This is a genomic window from Nostoc sp., from assembly GCF_036917155.1.
Classification (GTDB): domain Bacteria; phylum Cyanobacteriota; class Cyanobacteriia; order Cyanobacteriales; family Nostocaceae; genus Nostoc.
In genome coordinates this window covers 90,003-106,028 of record NZ_JBALDZ010000068.1, presented here as the reverse complement: position 1 = coordinate 106,028, position 16,026 = coordinate 90,003, and the positions used below count along the sequence as shown (strand labels likewise).

Annotated in this window: 18 protein-coding genes; 6 read left to right on the top strand and 12 right to left on the bottom strand. The window is 42.4% G+C overall.

Annotation, left to right across the window (positions count from 1 at the left end; genetic code table 11):
* The first annotated feature begins 87 nt into the window (after nucleotides 1–87).
* Together ftsE and V7K67_RS10450 are read left to right on the top strand one after the other, a co-directional pair.
* Nucleotides 88–834: a cell division ATP-binding protein FtsE gene (gene ftsE, locus V7K67_RS10455; protein ID WP_334734065.1), complete on the top strand. Its 747-nt coding sequence runs from the start codon at nucleotides 88–90 to the stop codon at nucleotides 832–834.
* Nucleotides 812–973: a hypothetical protein gene (locus V7K67_RS10450; RefSeq protein WP_335166409.1), complete on the top strand. Its 162-nt coding sequence runs from the start codon at nucleotides 812–814 to the stop codon at nucleotides 971–973. The genes ftsE and V7K67_RS10450 overlap by 23 nt, the downstream gene beginning before the upstream one ends.
* Nucleotides 974–1,158: 185 nt before the next feature.
* Here V7K67_RS10450 and V7K67_RS10445 read toward each other — a convergent pair whose 3' ends face one another.
* Both V7K67_RS10445 and V7K67_RS10440 read right to left on the bottom strand, forming a co-directional pair.
* Nucleotides 1,159–1,926, bottom strand: coding sequence for an armadillo-type fold-containing protein (locus tag V7K67_RS10445; RefSeq protein ID WP_334734063.1), 768 nt, complete (start codon nucleotides 1,924–1,926; stop codon nucleotides 1,159–1,161).
* Between the two features lie 186 nt (nucleotides 1,927–2,112).
* The gene (locus V7K67_RS10440; protein WP_335166407.1) at nucleotides 2,113–2,697 is read right to left on the bottom strand and encodes a hypothetical protein; all 585 of its coding nucleotides are present in this window, start codon (nucleotides 2,695–2,697) and stop codon (nucleotides 2,113–2,115) included.
* Nucleotides 2,698–3,191: 494 nt separating this feature from the next.
* Here V7K67_RS10440 and V7K67_RS10435 point away from each other — a divergent pair, with 494 nt between their 5' ends.
* Nucleotides 3,192–4,088: an alpha/beta fold hydrolase gene (locus V7K67_RS10435; RefSeq protein WP_334734061.1), complete on the top strand. Its 897-nt coding sequence runs from the start codon at nucleotides 3,192–3,194 to the stop codon at nucleotides 4,086–4,088.
* 309 nt (nucleotides 4,089–4,397) lie between these two features.
* On the opposite strand, the gene V7K67_RS10430 is transcribed toward V7K67_RS10435, so the two are convergent.
* The 3 genes from V7K67_RS10430 to V7K67_RS10425 all read right to left on the bottom strand — a co-directional run bounded on the left by V7K67_RS10430 (nucleotide 4,398) and on the right by V7K67_RS10425 (nucleotide 5,863).
* Nucleotides 4,398–4,643 carry a transposase gene (locus V7K67_RS10430; protein WP_335166405.1) on the bottom strand — a complete coding sequence of 82 codons (246 nt, stop codon included), beginning with the start codon at nucleotides 4,641–4,643 and terminating at the stop codon, nucleotides 4,398–4,400.
* A complete protein-coding gene (locus V7K67_RS34345; RefSeq protein ID WP_442943805.1) occupies nucleotides 4,579–4,797 on the bottom strand; it encodes a hypothetical protein in 219 nt (72 codons plus the stop codon). The genes V7K67_RS10430 and V7K67_RS34345 overlap by 65 nt, the downstream gene beginning before the upstream one ends.
* A gap of 532 nt (nucleotides 4,798–5,329) precedes the next feature.
* On the bottom strand, nucleotides 5,330–5,863 hold the full coding sequence (locus V7K67_RS10425) for a DUF4330 domain-containing protein (RefSeq protein ID WP_334733556.1): 534 nt from the start codon (nucleotides 5,861–5,863) through the stop codon (nucleotides 5,330–5,332).
* Nucleotides 5,864–6,256: 393 nt separating this feature from the next.
* Between V7K67_RS10425 and V7K67_RS10420 the strand changes: the two genes are divergently transcribed.
* Nucleotides 6,257–7,120 (top strand): M48 family metallopeptidase, encoded by an 864-nt coding sequence (locus V7K67_RS10420; protein WP_334733555.1) that lies wholly within the window; start codon nucleotides 6,257–6,259, stop codon nucleotides 7,118–7,120.
* 137 nt (nucleotides 7,121–7,257) lie between these two features.
* On the opposite strand, the gene V7K67_RS10415 is transcribed toward V7K67_RS10420, so the two are convergent.
* Nucleotides 7,258–8,013: a metallophosphoesterase family protein gene (locus V7K67_RS10415; RefSeq protein ID WP_334711128.1), complete on the bottom strand. Its 756-nt coding sequence runs from the start codon at nucleotides 8,011–8,013 to the stop codon at nucleotides 7,258–7,260.
* Between the two features lie 269 nt (nucleotides 8,014–8,282).
* On the opposite strand from V7K67_RS10415, the gene V7K67_RS10410 reads away from it, so the two are divergent.
* Together V7K67_RS10410 and dcm are read left to right on the top strand one after the other, a co-directional pair.
* Entirely contained in the window at nucleotides 8,283–8,567 is a 285-nt protein-coding gene (locus tag V7K67_RS10410) for a DUF2470 domain-containing protein (protein WP_334711129.1), read from the top strand.
* A gap of 316 nt (nucleotides 8,568–8,883) precedes the next feature.
* Complete coding sequence (gene dcm / locus V7K67_RS10405; RefSeq protein ID WP_335166402.1) at nucleotides 8,884–10,206, top strand: DNA (cytosine-5-)-methyltransferase; 1,323 nt, start codon at nucleotides 8,884–8,886, stop codon at nucleotides 10,204–10,206.
* A 281-nt stretch (nucleotides 10,207–10,487) separates the two neighbouring features.
* Here the strand turns inward: dcm and mazE are convergent, their stop codons facing one another.
* From mazE to pheT, 6 genes are all read right to left on the bottom strand, one after another.
* The gene (gene mazE, locus V7K67_RS10400; protein ID WP_334711131.1) at nucleotides 10,488–10,721 is read right to left on the bottom strand and encodes a type II toxin-antitoxin system MazE family antitoxin; all 234 of its coding nucleotides are present in this window, start codon (nucleotides 10,719–10,721) and stop codon (nucleotides 10,488–10,490) included.
* A gap of 49 nt (nucleotides 10,722–10,770) precedes the next feature.
* Nucleotides 10,771–11,565 (bottom strand): Tab2/Atab2 family RNA-binding protein, encoded by a 795-nt coding sequence (locus V7K67_RS10395; RefSeq protein ID WP_334733554.1) that lies wholly within the window; start codon nucleotides 11,563–11,565, stop codon nucleotides 10,771–10,773.
* Nucleotides 11,566–11,638: 73 nt separating this feature from the next.
* Nucleotides 11,639–11,926: a hypothetical protein gene (locus V7K67_RS10390; protein WP_335166400.1), complete on the bottom strand. Its 288-nt coding sequence runs from the start codon at nucleotides 11,924–11,926 to the stop codon at nucleotides 11,639–11,641.
* 368 nt (nucleotides 11,927–12,294) lie between these two features.
* Nucleotides 12,295–12,564, bottom strand: a complete 270-nt coding sequence (locus tag V7K67_RS10385; protein WP_334733552.1) for a YciI family protein — start codon at nucleotides 12,562–12,564, stop codon at nucleotides 12,295–12,297.
* Nucleotides 12,565–12,579: 15 nt separating this feature from the next.
* Nucleotides 12,580–12,975, bottom strand: coding sequence for a hypothetical protein (locus tag V7K67_RS10380; protein WP_334733551.1), 396 nt, complete (start codon nucleotides 12,973–12,975; stop codon nucleotides 12,580–12,582).
* 158 nt (nucleotides 12,976–13,133) lie between these two features.
* Entirely contained in the window at nucleotides 13,134–15,584 is a 2,451-nt protein-coding gene (gene pheT / locus V7K67_RS10375; protein ID WP_335166398.1) for a phenylalanine--tRNA ligase subunit beta, read from the bottom strand.
* Between the last annotated feature and the right edge of the window lie 442 nt (nucleotides 15,585–16,026).

Sequence of the window (16,026 nt, the reverse complement as noted above, 5' to 3'; positions counted from 1 at the left end):
GCGAAACCTGGGAATCCTTATTTTTGAGAGGAATGTCACATCTGAGCCACCAAGCTGTTCGGTTGTGGGTATGAGGAAAATTTAACAATGCCAGTATTAACAACTCAAGTTAAGAAAGACAAATCCCTTCATAGAGAGGATAGTGAAACTCAACAGCGCGGTAGCAATACTACTGCAAAGGTGCTATTGCAATCTGTAACCAAGACTTATGCTAACGGCACTCACGCCTTGTTGAATGCGAATCTTGAAGTGAAAAAGGGAGAATTTCTGTTTATCACGGGGCCAAGTGGTTCTGGTAAATCAACGCTCTTGAAACTGCTCTATGGCCAGGAGTTGCCTACACAGGGAGAAGTAATTGTTGATGAATGTAATGTAGCGGATTTGCGGGGCGATCGCTTGTCATTATTGCGGCGACGGATTGGTATTGTATTTCAAGACTACAAACTCATTAGCCAGCGAACAGTAGCAGAAAATGTCACTTTTGTGCTGCAAGCTCAAGGATATACCCGTAAAGAAATTCAACGGCGCTTGGAACCAACCTTAAAGCTAGTAGGTTTACTGAGTAAAGCTGACTGCTTTCCAGATCAGTTGTCTGGGGGAGAGCAACAGCGGGTGAGTATTGCCCGTGCGATCGTTGGTACACCACCCTTGCTGTTAGCGGATGAGCCTACTGGAAATCTCGATCCAGATAATTCCTGGCAAGTGATCCAGATTCTCCAGAAGTTAAATTCCTTTGGGGCTACAGTAATTGTCACCACCCACGATGAACAATTAGTACGGCGGTGCAATCATCCGGTAGTGCAAGTCCGCAATGGAAGGCTGTCTCGAAAATAAGGACTGGGGACTGGGGACTGGGGATTGGGGATTGGGGATTGGGGACTGGGGATTGGGGATTGGGGATTGGGGATTGGGGATTGGGGATTGGGGATTGGGGATTGGGGATTGGGGATTGGGTATTAACGCTCTTCTATGACTCTGGAGAGAGAATAATCCAAGCGATTAGAAATCGCGGCTACACAAACTCTCGTCCGTCTGCGCGGACTAACGCCAAAATAGGGTTTCAAATTTAATCTGACGAGAGTAATAAAAGAGCGTTAATGAGGACTCATCATTTAACTAATGACTAATGACTAATGACCAATGACCAATGACTAATGACTAATAAACTTTGACTTTTGCTGATACGGGTGTGAAAGTTGTTGCTGTTTTGGGGGGTAAAACTTGTAGGCGATCGCAGGTTTGTAAACTCTTAAAAGCTGCCTCTCGAACTACAACTTCTTCCTCTCGACTCAGTAGGAGTTGCAAGCATTCCACAACATCTTGCTGCACTGAAGAATCAACTCGCTTACGGCTGATCAATTTAGTTAGTTGACGTAGGGCAATCAACCGCTTCAATGGATCTTTTTCTGTTAAGTTGACCAATAACTGATCGAGATGGTCTTCTTCGCGATTTTCATAGAAGTTGACAATTTGCCATACCAATAAAACTAAAGTTAATAGGGTTCCCACACCTTGCGCGATCGCACCAGCAGCAATCCAGTGACTATGAGAGTCAACCCATATTGCCGCTGCCATGTAAGTGCTGACAGTAGCAATACCACCACTGACGACTGCCAAGGCCAAGCGACGATTTGAACTGTTTAAGAAATTACCTATTTTAGACCAGCGTAACTGCCAATCCCACTCCTGCATTGAGTAAACCAATACCATTACCCCAATGCCGATTAAGAGAGCCAATAGCAGTTTCCAGTTCCACAACAACATGGCTATGACGATTGTCAAGAACCCAAGAAAGCCCCCAGGCCCAGAAAAGCGCCTAAATGTTTGCTGCTTTATGGCTCCCTTTGTCTTGAATTTTGTCAGCGACCAGTTCCAGTCGGGGATCTGGTTGATCAATTGCTGCCAAGAAGACGAAGCCTGTGCCACAGTGTTTACCTACTTGATTACGAAATTACTTATTGTATAAGTTTTACTATGGATGAAGAAAGAATCAAGACTCAAACCACAAGATGCCTAGTTTTATGGACGAATAGTAGACTAGTACAGCACAGCGCAAATTAAGATACCATTTTCAACGACTCAGAGCAAGGGCATCTTGTATGTAAGTCTTAATTAAAGACAAAAACGAAAATTATCAAGGGTGAATTGTCCATCAAAAGCACAGAAGGTAACGCTGTAGATGTTATTCACATTGATAGATAATAAAGTATTAGGGGAAATTGCGGAGTCTGAGTTGGCAAGATTAGAGGCTGGTAGTACAGTTTGACCAAGCAGTTGCCGATCGCGATCGTAGGCGGAAAGCACTAGCCGTTGTGAACTAGTGACAAAAGCGCTAACCGAATTAACCGGACGCAAAAAAGTAGCTTCTAAAAATCCGCTTTTGGGCGCTCCCATTAAGACTGTTAGCCCTGAATAGGTTGGAAACGCTGGATTTGATGGCTGTATTGCTAGAGAATTATGAAAAATGACTCCCCAACGTTCATATTGCCGCTCTACTGCTTCAAAACACTTCAAGTCTTCTAAGTCTAAAGAAATACAAGTAGGTACAGTAACTCTGGCAGCATCAATAGCTGGCTCGACCTGACCCCGCCAAGCTGAAGCTTTAATTTCGTTTTGTATACTAAAGTTGTCAAGTGCAAATTTAGCGTCTTCAATCGTTAGTAGTTTATTTGATTGAAGAGTAGCCTGCTTTACCATGACATCCCGCCTTACCATTACTTAGATAATAATCAGATTAGTTATACATTAAATACTATTTTTTCCCCATCATATAGAAGTAGGATTAATAGCTTACTAGAATAAGCGTTTTAACTATTGTTAACGCTCAAAATTCTCAAAATTATTTATGGGTTTTTTGATAGACTACCATAAAAACTTATGCTGGGTTCAGGCTTGAGTTATACTCGCTACCATGAAAAACCCTTATAAAACAGTATTTTCAACCTTAAGTTACTTTTTATTATGAAAAAAATCACCAAATCTTTACAAGTAATCCAGTAATTTTATATCTACTTAATCTGACTGTGGTGAGAAGTCTTAGATGATTGGTTCGCGGATAATAACAATGACCGCGAAGTTTGAACTAAATACTTGAATAGCGGTAGCAGGGCGTTGAGCCAGTGCTGAGTTAAAAGACCAGGTTTCTTTTTTCACTTATGCCAACTAATTACTACAGTTAACAAAGAATACTTATGTTTCAACCACTAGGATTTGAACAACGCTCCATAAATACCTCACTAGGTAGGATGATATATTATACTGCTGCTGGAGCGCCTTGGGAGGACGATGTGACTGCCAAAGATGATCGGGAAACTTTGGTATTCCTGCACGGCTTTGGTGGTGGATCTTCTGCTTATGAGTGGTCGAAAGTTTATCCGGCTTTTGCTGCTGAATATCGGGTCATTGCACCAGATTTGCTCGGTTGGGGTAGGTCTGAGCATCCACCACGGAGTTATAAAATTGAGGATTATTTGACGACGATTCGGGAATTTTTCGAGCAGACTTGTACGGGGCCAGTAACAGCGATCGCTTCTTCTTTGACCGCAGCATTTACAATTCGAGTAGCGGCAGATCATCCTGATTTATTCAAGTCTTTAATTCTTACCACCCCCGCCGGACTTTCGGACTTTGGCGAAGACTACTCCCGTAGTTTTTTTGCCCAGTTAGTTAGCGTTCCCATTGTTGATCGTTTACTTTACAGCACTGGAATTGCTACTAGTGGTGGTATTCGCGGCTTCTTAGAGCAACGGCAATTTGCCAAATCCAATCGAGTCTACCAGGAAATTGTAGATGCTTATCTACAATCCGCCCAACAGCCTAATGCCGAGTATGCAGCACTATCCTTTGTACGTGGCGATTTATCCTTTGATTTATCCCTTTACATTCAACAGCTGACCACTCCCACTGCCATTATTTGGGGAGAAAAGTCAGAGTTTACAGGGCCCTCAATTGGTCGCCGCCTTGCCGAAATCAATCCCCAAGCGATCCGATTTTTTCAACAGTTGGAAGATGTCGGATTAACACCACAATTAGAATTGCCAGCAGTGACAATCGGCTTAATTCGCAAATTTTTGCCTCTGCTTAATTAACAGGAGCAAAACTGCCTATAGCGGTTATCAGTCTTCTGAAGTACAGTAGCAGCAGTGAGTAAACCAACCGAGTAAATTCTCTATCGTCACTTCTGCGAATGCCGCATCTAAGCAAGAGATTAAAAGGGAACAGGGAACGGGCAACAGGCAACAGGGAAATCCCCATAATTAAAATCAGGGGATTTGTACAAGGACACATTGAAACATCGTGGCTTATGCCATCTCGTTTCAAATATTTTTATCTCTTTTCATAAATAAATTTAGGGGCTTTAAACCCTGTATTCGGGGCTAATTTTTTTCTGTTCCCTGTTAAGAGTTCCCTGTTCCCGCCCCGAAGGGGCTTGGTAAATCAGGATATGTCCTTGCATCGATGCGACGGAGAATGTTCTCAATCGGTGAAAAATCGGGAGAGTAGGGGGGGAGATAAATGAGGCGAGCGCCAGCAGCGATGATCAAGGCTTCAAGTTCAGGACTTTTATGAATCGAGCAATTATCCATTAGAACGACTGCGCCAGGCCAAAGCTGAGGTACGAGATGAGAGTGAGATGAAAGCATCAAAGGTCAAGGCATCGATAGAACCTAAACCACTCCACTGGGTGAGCAGTCCTTTTAAGCTAATGGCACCAATTACCGAGACATTTTTGCCTTTGCGGTTGGGCTTTTGAGCATAGGCTCTTTGTCCTGGTAAGGCACGGGCACATTTGCGGATGAAGGACAGATTGACCCCCGATTCATCTAAGAAAATCAGATCTTCTACAGGTATCCAGCTTTTGAGTTTCCAGTACTCAAATCGGGCTAGTTGGACTTCATCGCTGCCTTTTTTCGTGGGGTGGAGACTTTTTTTTTGAGGTTGAGGTGAAGCTTCCAGCGAACCATCCGATTCACCGTGGCCACCCCAATTAAGACCTCTGTTTTCTCGTAAAGTCGTTCCCGCAATTCGCTTAACGTTGCATCGGGCTGTGCTGCGACGAGTTGACGCAGATGCTCAAAGCCTGTGCTTGTGCAGGGGAGCAGGGGAGCAGGGGAGCAGAGGAGAGTTCAATGTGCCAAGTTCAATCCCCTCTGCCCCTCTGCCCATCTGCATTTCAAACTTGTGAGAAATGCGGGATTCTGACTCCTGACTCCTGAATTCTGTTCGATAAGATCCCCAACTTCTTAAAGAAGTCGGGGATCTGCGGGTTTTCATTCTCACAAATCAAATAGGATTACTAGAGAAAATAGTATCAACAAAAGTGAGAATACTATTTGTCTTTTAATCTGATATCAATGACAGTTGCATTGAAGTTGTAGTTAAAGCCTTCTAACTCAAATGGCATCCCAATTTTTACTTTACTGTTACCCAGAACTGGCCCGCTTTCAGTAACTTGGGCTTTGCCGTCTAAAGTCAAAAGAAAATCTGTACTATAATTGTTGGTCTTGGGATCTGGAAGTTCTTTGACAGTGCCATCAGGTTGGAAAACATTGACTGTTCTAGGTAGCTGTTGAATAGATTTGATCTCAATCTGTCCGTAGGGTTGGTTGCGGATAATTACATTAGTTTTTCCGCCTTTTTTTAACCCATTATCGATTAATTTTTCCGGGTCACGTACATTCAAACCACGAACTACTAAGTCTACTTCGATGGGTACTGTTTTCGCACCAACTTGGGCAACAGAACCAGAAGTGCCAGGAAAGATAAAGATGCCAAATATAACTAGCAGAATTACCAGTGCAGCACCTAAATCTAGGAGGTTTATTTTGCCAAACAAGCGACCTTTTGAATCTAAAATAGCCATAAAAACTTTTCCGAGGTAATAACGAAGTAATTGGTTGTAGCAAGAAGGTTTTCGATGGGAACGGCAATTTTCCCTATTTGGTAATAACTCAAAGCATCTGGGGGTTGCGGTTATGCGACAGTTTATCACGAGTTTGTAAGTTCCAATAAGCAGCAGCTAACCCTAAAACTTTTACTGGTTAAGATTGACGTAGCTAGAAAGTAAAATCTAGTGTTTAAACCTGTCTCTAGAGAGAATCCCTAGTTTTCCGCAGTTCGGTAGATTTGCTTAAAAATGATCTGTATAACAACTCCTTTGGGCTGAAGTTAAGAATGCAACTTAGAATACTTTAAATGCGTCTCATGATTTGTCCCATTATTTTATGTTCTCCCGAAATAATCTTCAGAGCGTATTATGTTCAACTGGAAAGGTTTTGTTACAAATTACCGTATATGGCGGCGTCGTTGGTTTTATCCCCTAATTTCGGTGGTAGTCGCCCTGAGTCTGTGCCTGAGTACACCCTTGCCTGGAAGAACTTTAGATTTCTTGCCTCTTCTAATGCAAGGTTTTCAGGCATTTCAGCTTTCTAATATATCTCCTAATCAAGAAGTTGATCTTGGTAAGCAGATTAATCAGGAATTAGTCGGCAGTCAAGTCCGGCTTTACCGCAATCCCGAAGTTAATCGTTATGTAGAGCAAGTTGGTCGGCGTTTAGCAGCGAATAGCGATCGCCCCAATCTCCCCTATACTTTCCAGATAGTTCAGGATGACTCTATTAACGCCTTTGCTACCTTAGGCGGCTATGTATATGTCCACACAGGTTTGCTGAAAACCGCAGACAATGAAGCGGAACTAGCAAGTGTACTCGCCCATGAAATTGGTCACATTGGCGGAAAACACGTAGTCAAGCAGATGCAGCAAAAAGCCCTCGAAAGTGGTCTATTAACAGCCGCCGGCTTAGATCGAAATTCAGCAGTGCAAATTGGTGTACAGTTAGCGCGAGACTTACCACGCAGTCGTCAAAATGAATTTGAGGCTGATCAAAGAGGACTGCGAACTTTGACACGTACTGGTTATTCCCAGTCTGCAATGGTTTCTTTTATGCAAAAGCTGCTGAAAAAAGGTGGTTCTGCGCCGACATTTTTGAGTACACACCCCGGAACTAGCGATCGCATTGATGCCCTCAGACGTGCAATTAACTCTCAACCTAGTAATGGAAAATATGGCTTGGATAACGCTAGTTATAAAGCTAATGTTCGAGCATTAGTGAGGTCTTGACAAGATTGGGCATTGGGCATACAAGTAAAAAGAACCAAGTAAAAAGTAAAAAGAAAGATAAATTTAATATTTCTTTTAACTTTTAACCTTTAACTTTTAACGTGTTTCTTTTCCCCTGCTCCCTTATCTCCTCACTCTCAATTGTGATGGCGGCGATCAACTTTGATTTTAGCTGGATCAACGGTAATTACAACCTCTTCTAAAGGCAGGGTACGGATATAGTTTTTAAAGATATTAACTTGATAAACCAACTGATTTGTGACATCCAGTCCAGTCAACCAGCCACTACGAGGATGATAAGCGCCAGTATCTATATCTAGCCATCCCCTTCCTTGTGCTAGTTTGCCAGGGGAAACACCAGGCAGGGTAAAGGTAATAGTGTGACCGATAATAATTTGCTTATCAGAGAAGTAGGGTTTTTCAATGCTGTGAAATTCCTCTCGTATCCAGCATAGTTCATCGGCTGTTTGTTCTGTCACCGACTTGGAAGGGTCAACACCAGCATGAGTTAACCAAATATCCCCCAAGTCAAGGTATGTAGGCAAAGCTTTTAACCAATCCAGGTGGTCGTCAGGAATTGGAGCCTCTTGGTAACTGGCTACAGTCGCTTGTCCTCCACCATACAGCCATGCCTGCATCGTTGAAGAAGAAGTCCTTTCATTGGTCAGAATGTTTAATAACATCTGCTCGTGATTTCCCAGTAAACATGGGTAGTTATTTCGTTTGACAAAATTGACTACTTGTGCGCTATGAGGTCCACGATCGATTAAGTCTCCCAGAAAATAGACTTGATCTTCTGAGGTGGGGGCGATCGCCTCTAACAATGTCATTAAGCCTTCATAGTGTCCATGCACATCCCCAATTACAATTCGTCTGGGGCTAGTTTCGCTCATTGTCTCTTAGCTACAATAGTTTGGCTAATACTTCTGCTACAGTTTACGCTGTCTGCTTTCCGTAATAGAAGGTAAAAATACTGGATAATGTTTATTTTATTTTAATTCTTGTACGAGTAATAAACTTAACTTATCAAATATATACAAGGGCAGTTGTTTTTCAGATATCACTTATAATGACGATGGCTTAAGACTAGCTTTTTCTGCTAATTTGAACTACTTAGCCGAGAATTTAGGCTCTTGCCATATTCATCACTTTCAACTTCACAATGTCTAAGGATTTCTCTACTGAAATTAGTTCGCGCATCTGCAAGCACATGAATGACGATCATGCTGATGCTGTAGTTATTTATGCTAAAGCTTTTGGCGGTGTTACAGATGTAAGTGCAGCCGAAATGCTGTCAATTGATGCACAGGGTATGGATTTAGCAGCGCAAGTGAATGGAGAGGCTGTACCAGTTCGCATCCAGTTTGATCATGTTTTAGCAGATGCGGAAGATGCCCATCAAACTCTGATTGCGATGGTGAAGCAGGCGCGGGTGAAGGCTAAGTAAGTTACCACCCCTTCGGGGCGGGAGTAGGGAGTAGGGAGTAGGGAGTAGGGGAAGAAATTAGCCCTCGATTTAGGTTTAAAGCCGTACTTCGTCCCACTACGCGCTAACGCCTGCAAGTGGCGCGATCAAATCCTTGTAAACGCTAGCGTAGGTTGAAACCCCGCCCGATGTTAAGCCTGATTTGTTTCCCTACTCCCTACTCCCTACTCCCTTTCATATAGGTTTTCAATTGAATAGACCATACGCGTAGGGGCACAATATATTGTGCCCCTACAATAATTTTTATTGCACGCATTTGAAAATTATTTTTATCTCTATGGAAAAAATTAGGTTTGTTGATTTATTTTCAGGAATAGGAGGAATTAGATTAGCCTTTGAACAAGCGGCTCATTCTTTAAATATAGAAAGTGAATGCGTCTTAAGCAGCGAAATTAATACAGATGCTCGATTCGTTTATGAAAAAAACTTTGCTCAAACAGCTTTAGGTGATATTCGATTAATTGATCAACTACCAGAACATGAATTTTTACTCGCTGGATTTCCTTGCCAATCTTTTTCTCATGCTGGCAAAAAAGAAGGGTTTGTCGATACGCGAGGCACACTATTTTTTGAAATAACAAGATTACTTGATACTTATAAACCACAAGCTTTTATTTTTGAGAATGTTCGAGGTCTTTATAGTCACGAGCAAGGGCGAACATTAGCAACAATTAAGCATGAAATTCAAAAAAGAGGTTATAGTTTTCAGGCTTTTTTACTAAATAGTGCCAACTTTGGCTTACCGCAAAATCGTGTCCGCATTTATTTGGTAGGAATTTTAGATGCTTCTCCCACTTTTGAGTTAACTTCTGACGTGGGGTCTAAAGACTCCCATTCATATAATCCTCAGCAGTTATCTTTGTTTTATCCACCAAAAAAATCTGTGACTGTCGCCGATATTTTGGAAAATAATCCAGATGAAAAGTATGATTGTTCACCAAACTTTGTCAATGCGTTGAAACGAATATTTAATTATGATTTAAATCGCTTACATGGAATCAGGCTGATTGATTATCGGGGTGGAAACTCTATTCATTCCTGGGATTTAGGGTTGCGTGGCGAGTGTAGTGCTGAGGAAATTCAACTAATGAACCGTTTCATATTAAAAAGACGGAATAAACAATTTGGACAAGAACAAGATGGCAAATTATTAACTCAAGAGCAAATAGCTAGCTTTTTTGAACATCCCAATTTAGACGAAATTTTGAATTCACTAGTTACAAAAAAGTGTTTAAAACTTATTAATGATAAATATAAACCTCTCTCGGGTAACTTTTCATTTGAAGTTTATAAATTTGTAGATCCAAATAAGATTTCGGTAACGCTGGTTGCTAGCGATGCCAATAGATTGGGAGTTTACCACAATCAGAGAGTGCGGCGACTAACTCCGCGAGAAGCTGCAAGATTGCAAGGCTTTCCTGATAGCTTTATACTTCATCCCAATGATGATAAGGCTTACCATCAACTAGGAAATTCTGTGAGTATTAATGTAGTTAAAGCTGTGGCTCAGGAAGTGATTATAAAAACCTTATACTCTACTCAAGAAAGAATGGATAAATCTCAGATCACACTTGCTGAATCTTTGAATTACGTTCTTTAACTAGTAGTTAGTGTAATGGTTTGGTCTGAAGTAATTGCTATTCCATTTTAGGGTGTGTTAGACCGAGCCATAACGCACCAAAAGAGTCAAATTTATGCGTTACGCTAACGCATCCTACTGGCGTGTCAAGGCAGGCTAAAATGTTGCAAAAAAATTGTAGGTTGGGTGGAGGCTTTGCCAAAGCCAACATACTGATATCTGTTGGGTTGCGCTCCGCTCCACCCAACCTACGTCTAATGCACAATTTTTTTGCTTGCCATCCCACTACACTCATTTTATACTTAATTATGAATTAAGTTGATGTCATCTCCAACAACACTATCCCAAGCAGCGATTTCAGCTTGATATTCTGCATCCTCAGCATCCTGCTTGAGTGATGTAATCATTTCTGCTGCTAAAATTTGGCGGCGGTGTTCTGCTAGCAGTGTATTGATGTATGCACTACGATTTCCCTGTGCATACTGATCTACAAATTGCAGAATGTCTTTTTTTAGGGTAATTGTGACTTTCATCATCTTTTTTGGCTACGGAAATTAGGTGGACATATATTTTTGGTAATTAATATCAATTTTCTATCTGCAATAACCAAAAGCCGCTATAAGTCATCCCAGAATCATCGGGTTGAACTAACAAAAAATGCAATCCTTGGCTTTGCTGTTTGCGTTGTTCAAATGCTTGGGCTGCTGTTGTAACTTCTGGATCTTCAAATGTGGCAACAATCCACCTATCGACTAAACCAGCTTCTAATATTAAGCCATCTGGTGCGCCAGAGATATAGTTTAAGCTTACGAGACGGGATTGCTGCAACCACCGTGCTAGGCGCATTGATTGCCGTCCACCATAAATTACGACACCAGGGACAGGGAGTGTTGATGCCAAACCCAAATTGATGGGTTTGAGATGTTCTGGGATGTGCAAAATGGGGATGGGGCGATCGCTAAATCTCGTTTCTACATCACTAGCAGCTAGAGTCGCAAAACGCCATTGTTCTCCCCAGAGATTCTCTGGTAATGGTGCTGGGGGCGGTTTATCCAGCGTTGAGGGATATTGCTTTTCTTGTAACCACTGCTTCAACGCCAAAGTGTGACGGGTAGGTTGGACATTAATACTTAAATTGCGTCCAGCCGCCTCAATTAAACTTAGTGACTGAGGACGAAATACCTGAATCACATCGGGCAATTTTTCACCAGCAGCTAGCTCAAGTTGAGTAGTAACCCAATTAGAATTTGCTGCTGACTGGAGACAGGTAGCTTCGTATTTAAAACTGCGAGTTGCGTCACAAATCAACAACTCCCATAAAACTTGTCCAGATGCATCCTGTAAGGGACGACGATAAAAATCAACCTGCCAAATTTTCATTATGTGGGGAGTGGGGAGTAGGGATGAGGGAGATGAGGCAATACGGTTCGGTTAAGGTTTTTTGATTAAAATTCTAAATTCCAAAGACGCGATAAATCGCCGTCTCTACAAAGGAATGATTATTGTAGAGACGGCGATTTATCGCGTCTCTTGCCTTAACCGAACAGTATTGGGAGATGAGGGGGATGAGGATTACATCTGAAATTGACCCTTCTCTGCGAGACGCTCCGCGAACGGCTACGCTCAGGTTAAAAGGGAACAGGGAACGGGCAACAGGCAACAGGGAAATCCCCATAATTAAAATCAGGGGATTTGTACAAGGACACATTGAAACATCGTAGCTTACGCCATCTCGTTTCAAATATTTTTATCTCTTTTCATAAATAAATTTAGGGGCTTTAAACCCTGTATTCGGGGCTAATTTTTTTTCTGTTCCCTGTTAAGAGTTCCCTGTTCCCGCCCCGAAGGGGCTTGGTAAATTTTTTACTTGGTAAAAACAAATTCGCTTATGGATGACGAATCCCCATGATTTTCTGGTAAGATGCCTAATGTCTTGACCATCAATGCCATAAGCGAAAACCAAGCTAGTAGGTACATGTTGCAAGCAAAAGTTTGGGTCTTGGAAGGACTCCTGCCCTTGGAGGGAATGTAAGACCAATAGAACTATGGAGTTCTGGAGGCTATTCCCGATGAATTGGGAGAGCTACGTCCATCTGACGACGAGGTAGTTCACAAAGCCTGAATCCATTCTTTGACAGAATATTCAGTCCAGATGCCATTTTTCCAATAGGGATCGTTTTCAATTAACTGGCGCACAGTGGCTTCGTCTTCGGCTTCGTAAATTCCAAAAACTTTTGTGACATCCTTGGTGGGGCCGATAGTAATCAACACACCGGATTCTTTCTGTTTTGCTAATCCGTCTAAATGAGCTTGACGGTGGGGGACGCGTTTTTCGAGAACGTCTTCGCAGTAAGTTCCCCAGAGTATGTATTTAGGCATAATTACTTGTTACTCCTACTGGTTAATAAGATATTGCTCTGCTAAAAGCTTGAGTCGATCTCCTTCTAAAATGAGATTGTCAATTGCTTCTTTGATTTCAAAATATGGCTGACGAGAGAATTTTTTTTCTCGTTCAATTGCACGTCGAGTTTCTGCCCTCAACCTTCCAGCCCACTTGTGTTTCCCAAAAATGTCCAAGCCAACTGATACAACACTATCTGTACCAGATTGACTTGCTTCCTGATTAATATTACGTATATTTACATTAACCTCCTTTTTGATCGCTCTGAGTTGCTTTTGTAATAGAGAAATTTGTTTAACCTGTAGTTTGACTGATTTAGGATTATCAAGTGTGAGAGACATCTGTGATTGCATCTGCTGAATTTGTTGAGTTATTTCCAGCGTGTTCATAATATGCCCGGTCTAAAATTGAAAATTTTTGGCTAGTCTTTACAGAAGAATTTGAGGCAGAGCCTCAAGTAAAGTATTCCCAGGTTGAACCTGGGAACTAGACCAAAACTCCTAACTCTTAACTCCTAACTCCTAACTCCTAACTCCTAACTTCCCTCCTAACTCCTCAAATTGACGCCGAATTTTTCCACCAAAGCCTCGCGGACTTTATTATGTACTGGTTCAACTTCTGCCTCAGTCAGAGTACGATCGCTAGCCCGATAAATTAAGCGGAATGCTAAACTCCGCTGTCCTTCGGGGACGTTTTCGCCACGATATTCATCAAATAATTCCACTGATTCGAGCAAATCTCTACCCGCTTTGGTAATTACTTTTTCAATTTCGACAACTGAGATTTTCACGGGTGCGAAAAAGGCGATGTCGCGATCGCTAGCTGGATAGGTAGAATAGGGCTGGAATGTTGGCACAAGAACTTCATCTTCTCCCAGAGAATCTAAAAGCACATCTAGATCCAATTGGAAAACGTAAACGGAATCTGGTAAACCTTTTTCTCGTCGTAATTGGGGATGGAGTTGTCCAAAAATCCCCAGTCTGTTACCCCGAATCCACAGAGAAGCGGTGCGTCCTGGATGTAAGCGTTCGTCGCGGCGATCGGGTTGAAATTCGATTTGCAAGCTAAGTTGCCGAAATACACTTTCTAAAATGCCTTTGGCTTCAAACCAGGTGATGGGTTCTTCGCGTCCACTTTTTGACCATTTGCCAAGGGTGCGATCGCCTCCCACAACCCCCGCCAGAGCTTCTGTTTCTTGCAAACCGTCTTCTTCTTGCCAGAAAATTTGTCCGATTTCAAAACCGTTCAGCGCACCATTACCCTGCTCTAAATTGTATTGAAAGGCATCAATTAACCCCGATATCAAATCAGTTCGCAGCGCCGAATATTCAACAAATAAGGGGTTCGACAGGACTATATTTCTGTCTTCTCCTGGTTTGACTAAAGAATAATGGATTAATTCTGTCAATCCTTCAGCCCGCAGGAAAGCTCGTAACTTGCGAACCAGTTCTTGATCTAAAGGCAGATAACCCGCTTCCGCTTTTTCTGGTAAGGTATCACAGAATTTGTTGTAGCCATAGAGACGGGCAATTTCTTCAATTAAATCAATTTCCCGCTCTAAGTCGCGGTAACGATAGGGTGGGACGGAAACTGACCATGTAGGTTGATGGCTGCTATCTTCTCCTGAAGGTGTTAACTTACATCCCAATGCAGTCAGGATGCGCTCAACATCTTGTTCTTGGAGTTCACCTGTATCCTCTTCTAATTCGATGGGCCCCAATATCTGATTAACTCGGTCTAAGCGCAGTGCAATAGAACGACTCCAAGTAGACGGATCGGGGCGGGTGTCGGTAATTTCCTGCTGGACTATAATTCCACTCGCTAATTCACTAATTAAGGATAAGGCGCGGCGATTAGCTATTTCCAACTCAGCCCGGTTAACTCCCCGTTCATATCTGCTAGAAGCTTCACTTCTTAAGCCTGCACTCCTCGAAGAACGGCGAATTGCCACGGAATCAAATAAGGCTGCTTCTAAAAGTAAACTTTGAGTACCTGCATGGACTTCTGTTTCTTCCCCACCCATGACTCCCGCCAGTGCAACGGGTTTGTCGTTAGCGGTAATTAACAAATTTTGGGTTGATAGGGTGCGAGTTTGTCCATCCAGCGTTTTGAGGGATTCTCCAGCAGTGGCGAAGCGAACGCCAATGGTTAAATTTTGGCTACTTGCAACAGATTGTAGGCGATCGCAATCAAAGGCGTGTAGTGGTTGTCCCCATTCCAACAAAACGTAGTTAGTGATATCCACAACATTACTGATGGGACGTACCCCAGCCGCGCGCAAACGCTGTTGCAGCCATTCGGGAGATGGAGCAATTTTGACTTGTTCAATTACCGTACCAATGTATGCAGGACAAGCTTGGGTATCAGCAATTTTTAAAGTTAAATTTCCCGCACTTTTGGGAATAGAGACTTCATCAGGTTCAGAAATACTCAACTTTCCACCAGTTAAAGCTGCTACTTCTCTGGCTACACCTACCATACTCAAAGCATCAGCGCGATTGGCAGTGGCAGTAAGGTCTAAAATTACATCATCTAAACCCAACAACGGCCGCACATCACTACCCAAGGGTAAATTTTCCTGAGTAAAAATATGAATTCCGTCTACATCGGTGGGCAAACCGAGTTCCTTTAAAGAACAAATCATGCCCTGAGATGGGACACCACGTAGTTTTGCAGGTTTAATTTTTAAATCGATGTTGGGTAAGTAAGTACCCGTAGTTGCCACAGGCACATAGATATCTGCCTTCACATTGGCAGCGCCGCAGACAATATTTAAAATCTCATCTGCACCAATATCCACTTGGCAAACACTTAATTTATCGGCGTTGGGATGGGGTTGACGCTCAAGCACTTTGCCGATAACCACGCCATTTGCCCAAGTGCGGCGGTCTTCAATTTCTTCAACCTCAAACCCCGCCATTGTCAGGGTTTCGGCTAAGTCTTCTGGACTAAGTTTTATCTCTACTAGTTCGCGCAGCCAATTTAGAGAAATACGCATGGAGTGTGCTTGTTTTAGGAATCGTCTTTTGTTCTCATTTTAGGGTGCAAGAAGGGCTCGATGGCTATTCGTCCCGCAAGGCGTACCCTTTCACTTGAACAATCCTACTACGTTAGACTGGCAGAACAATCTCTCATGCTCATCTTTTCTTGTCGTTTTGGCTTGTTTCAATGTGGGAGAGATGTTATTGAGCTAACCAGATACGACATGCGATCGCAACATCTAGTATTGGTAAACTTCTAAGATTTTAAGGTTTGTCCACACTTTTTACAACTATATAGTCTGTCAATAAATAATTGATGGATAAATTACCTGTAGAGACGGCGATTTATCGCGTCTCTCTAACTGAGTTAAGTAAGTCGGTGAGAAAAATTCAATGTATATGAAGAAATATAAATTAGCTGTAGGGTGTGTTATGCCTTATAGCAACGCACCTGAGATT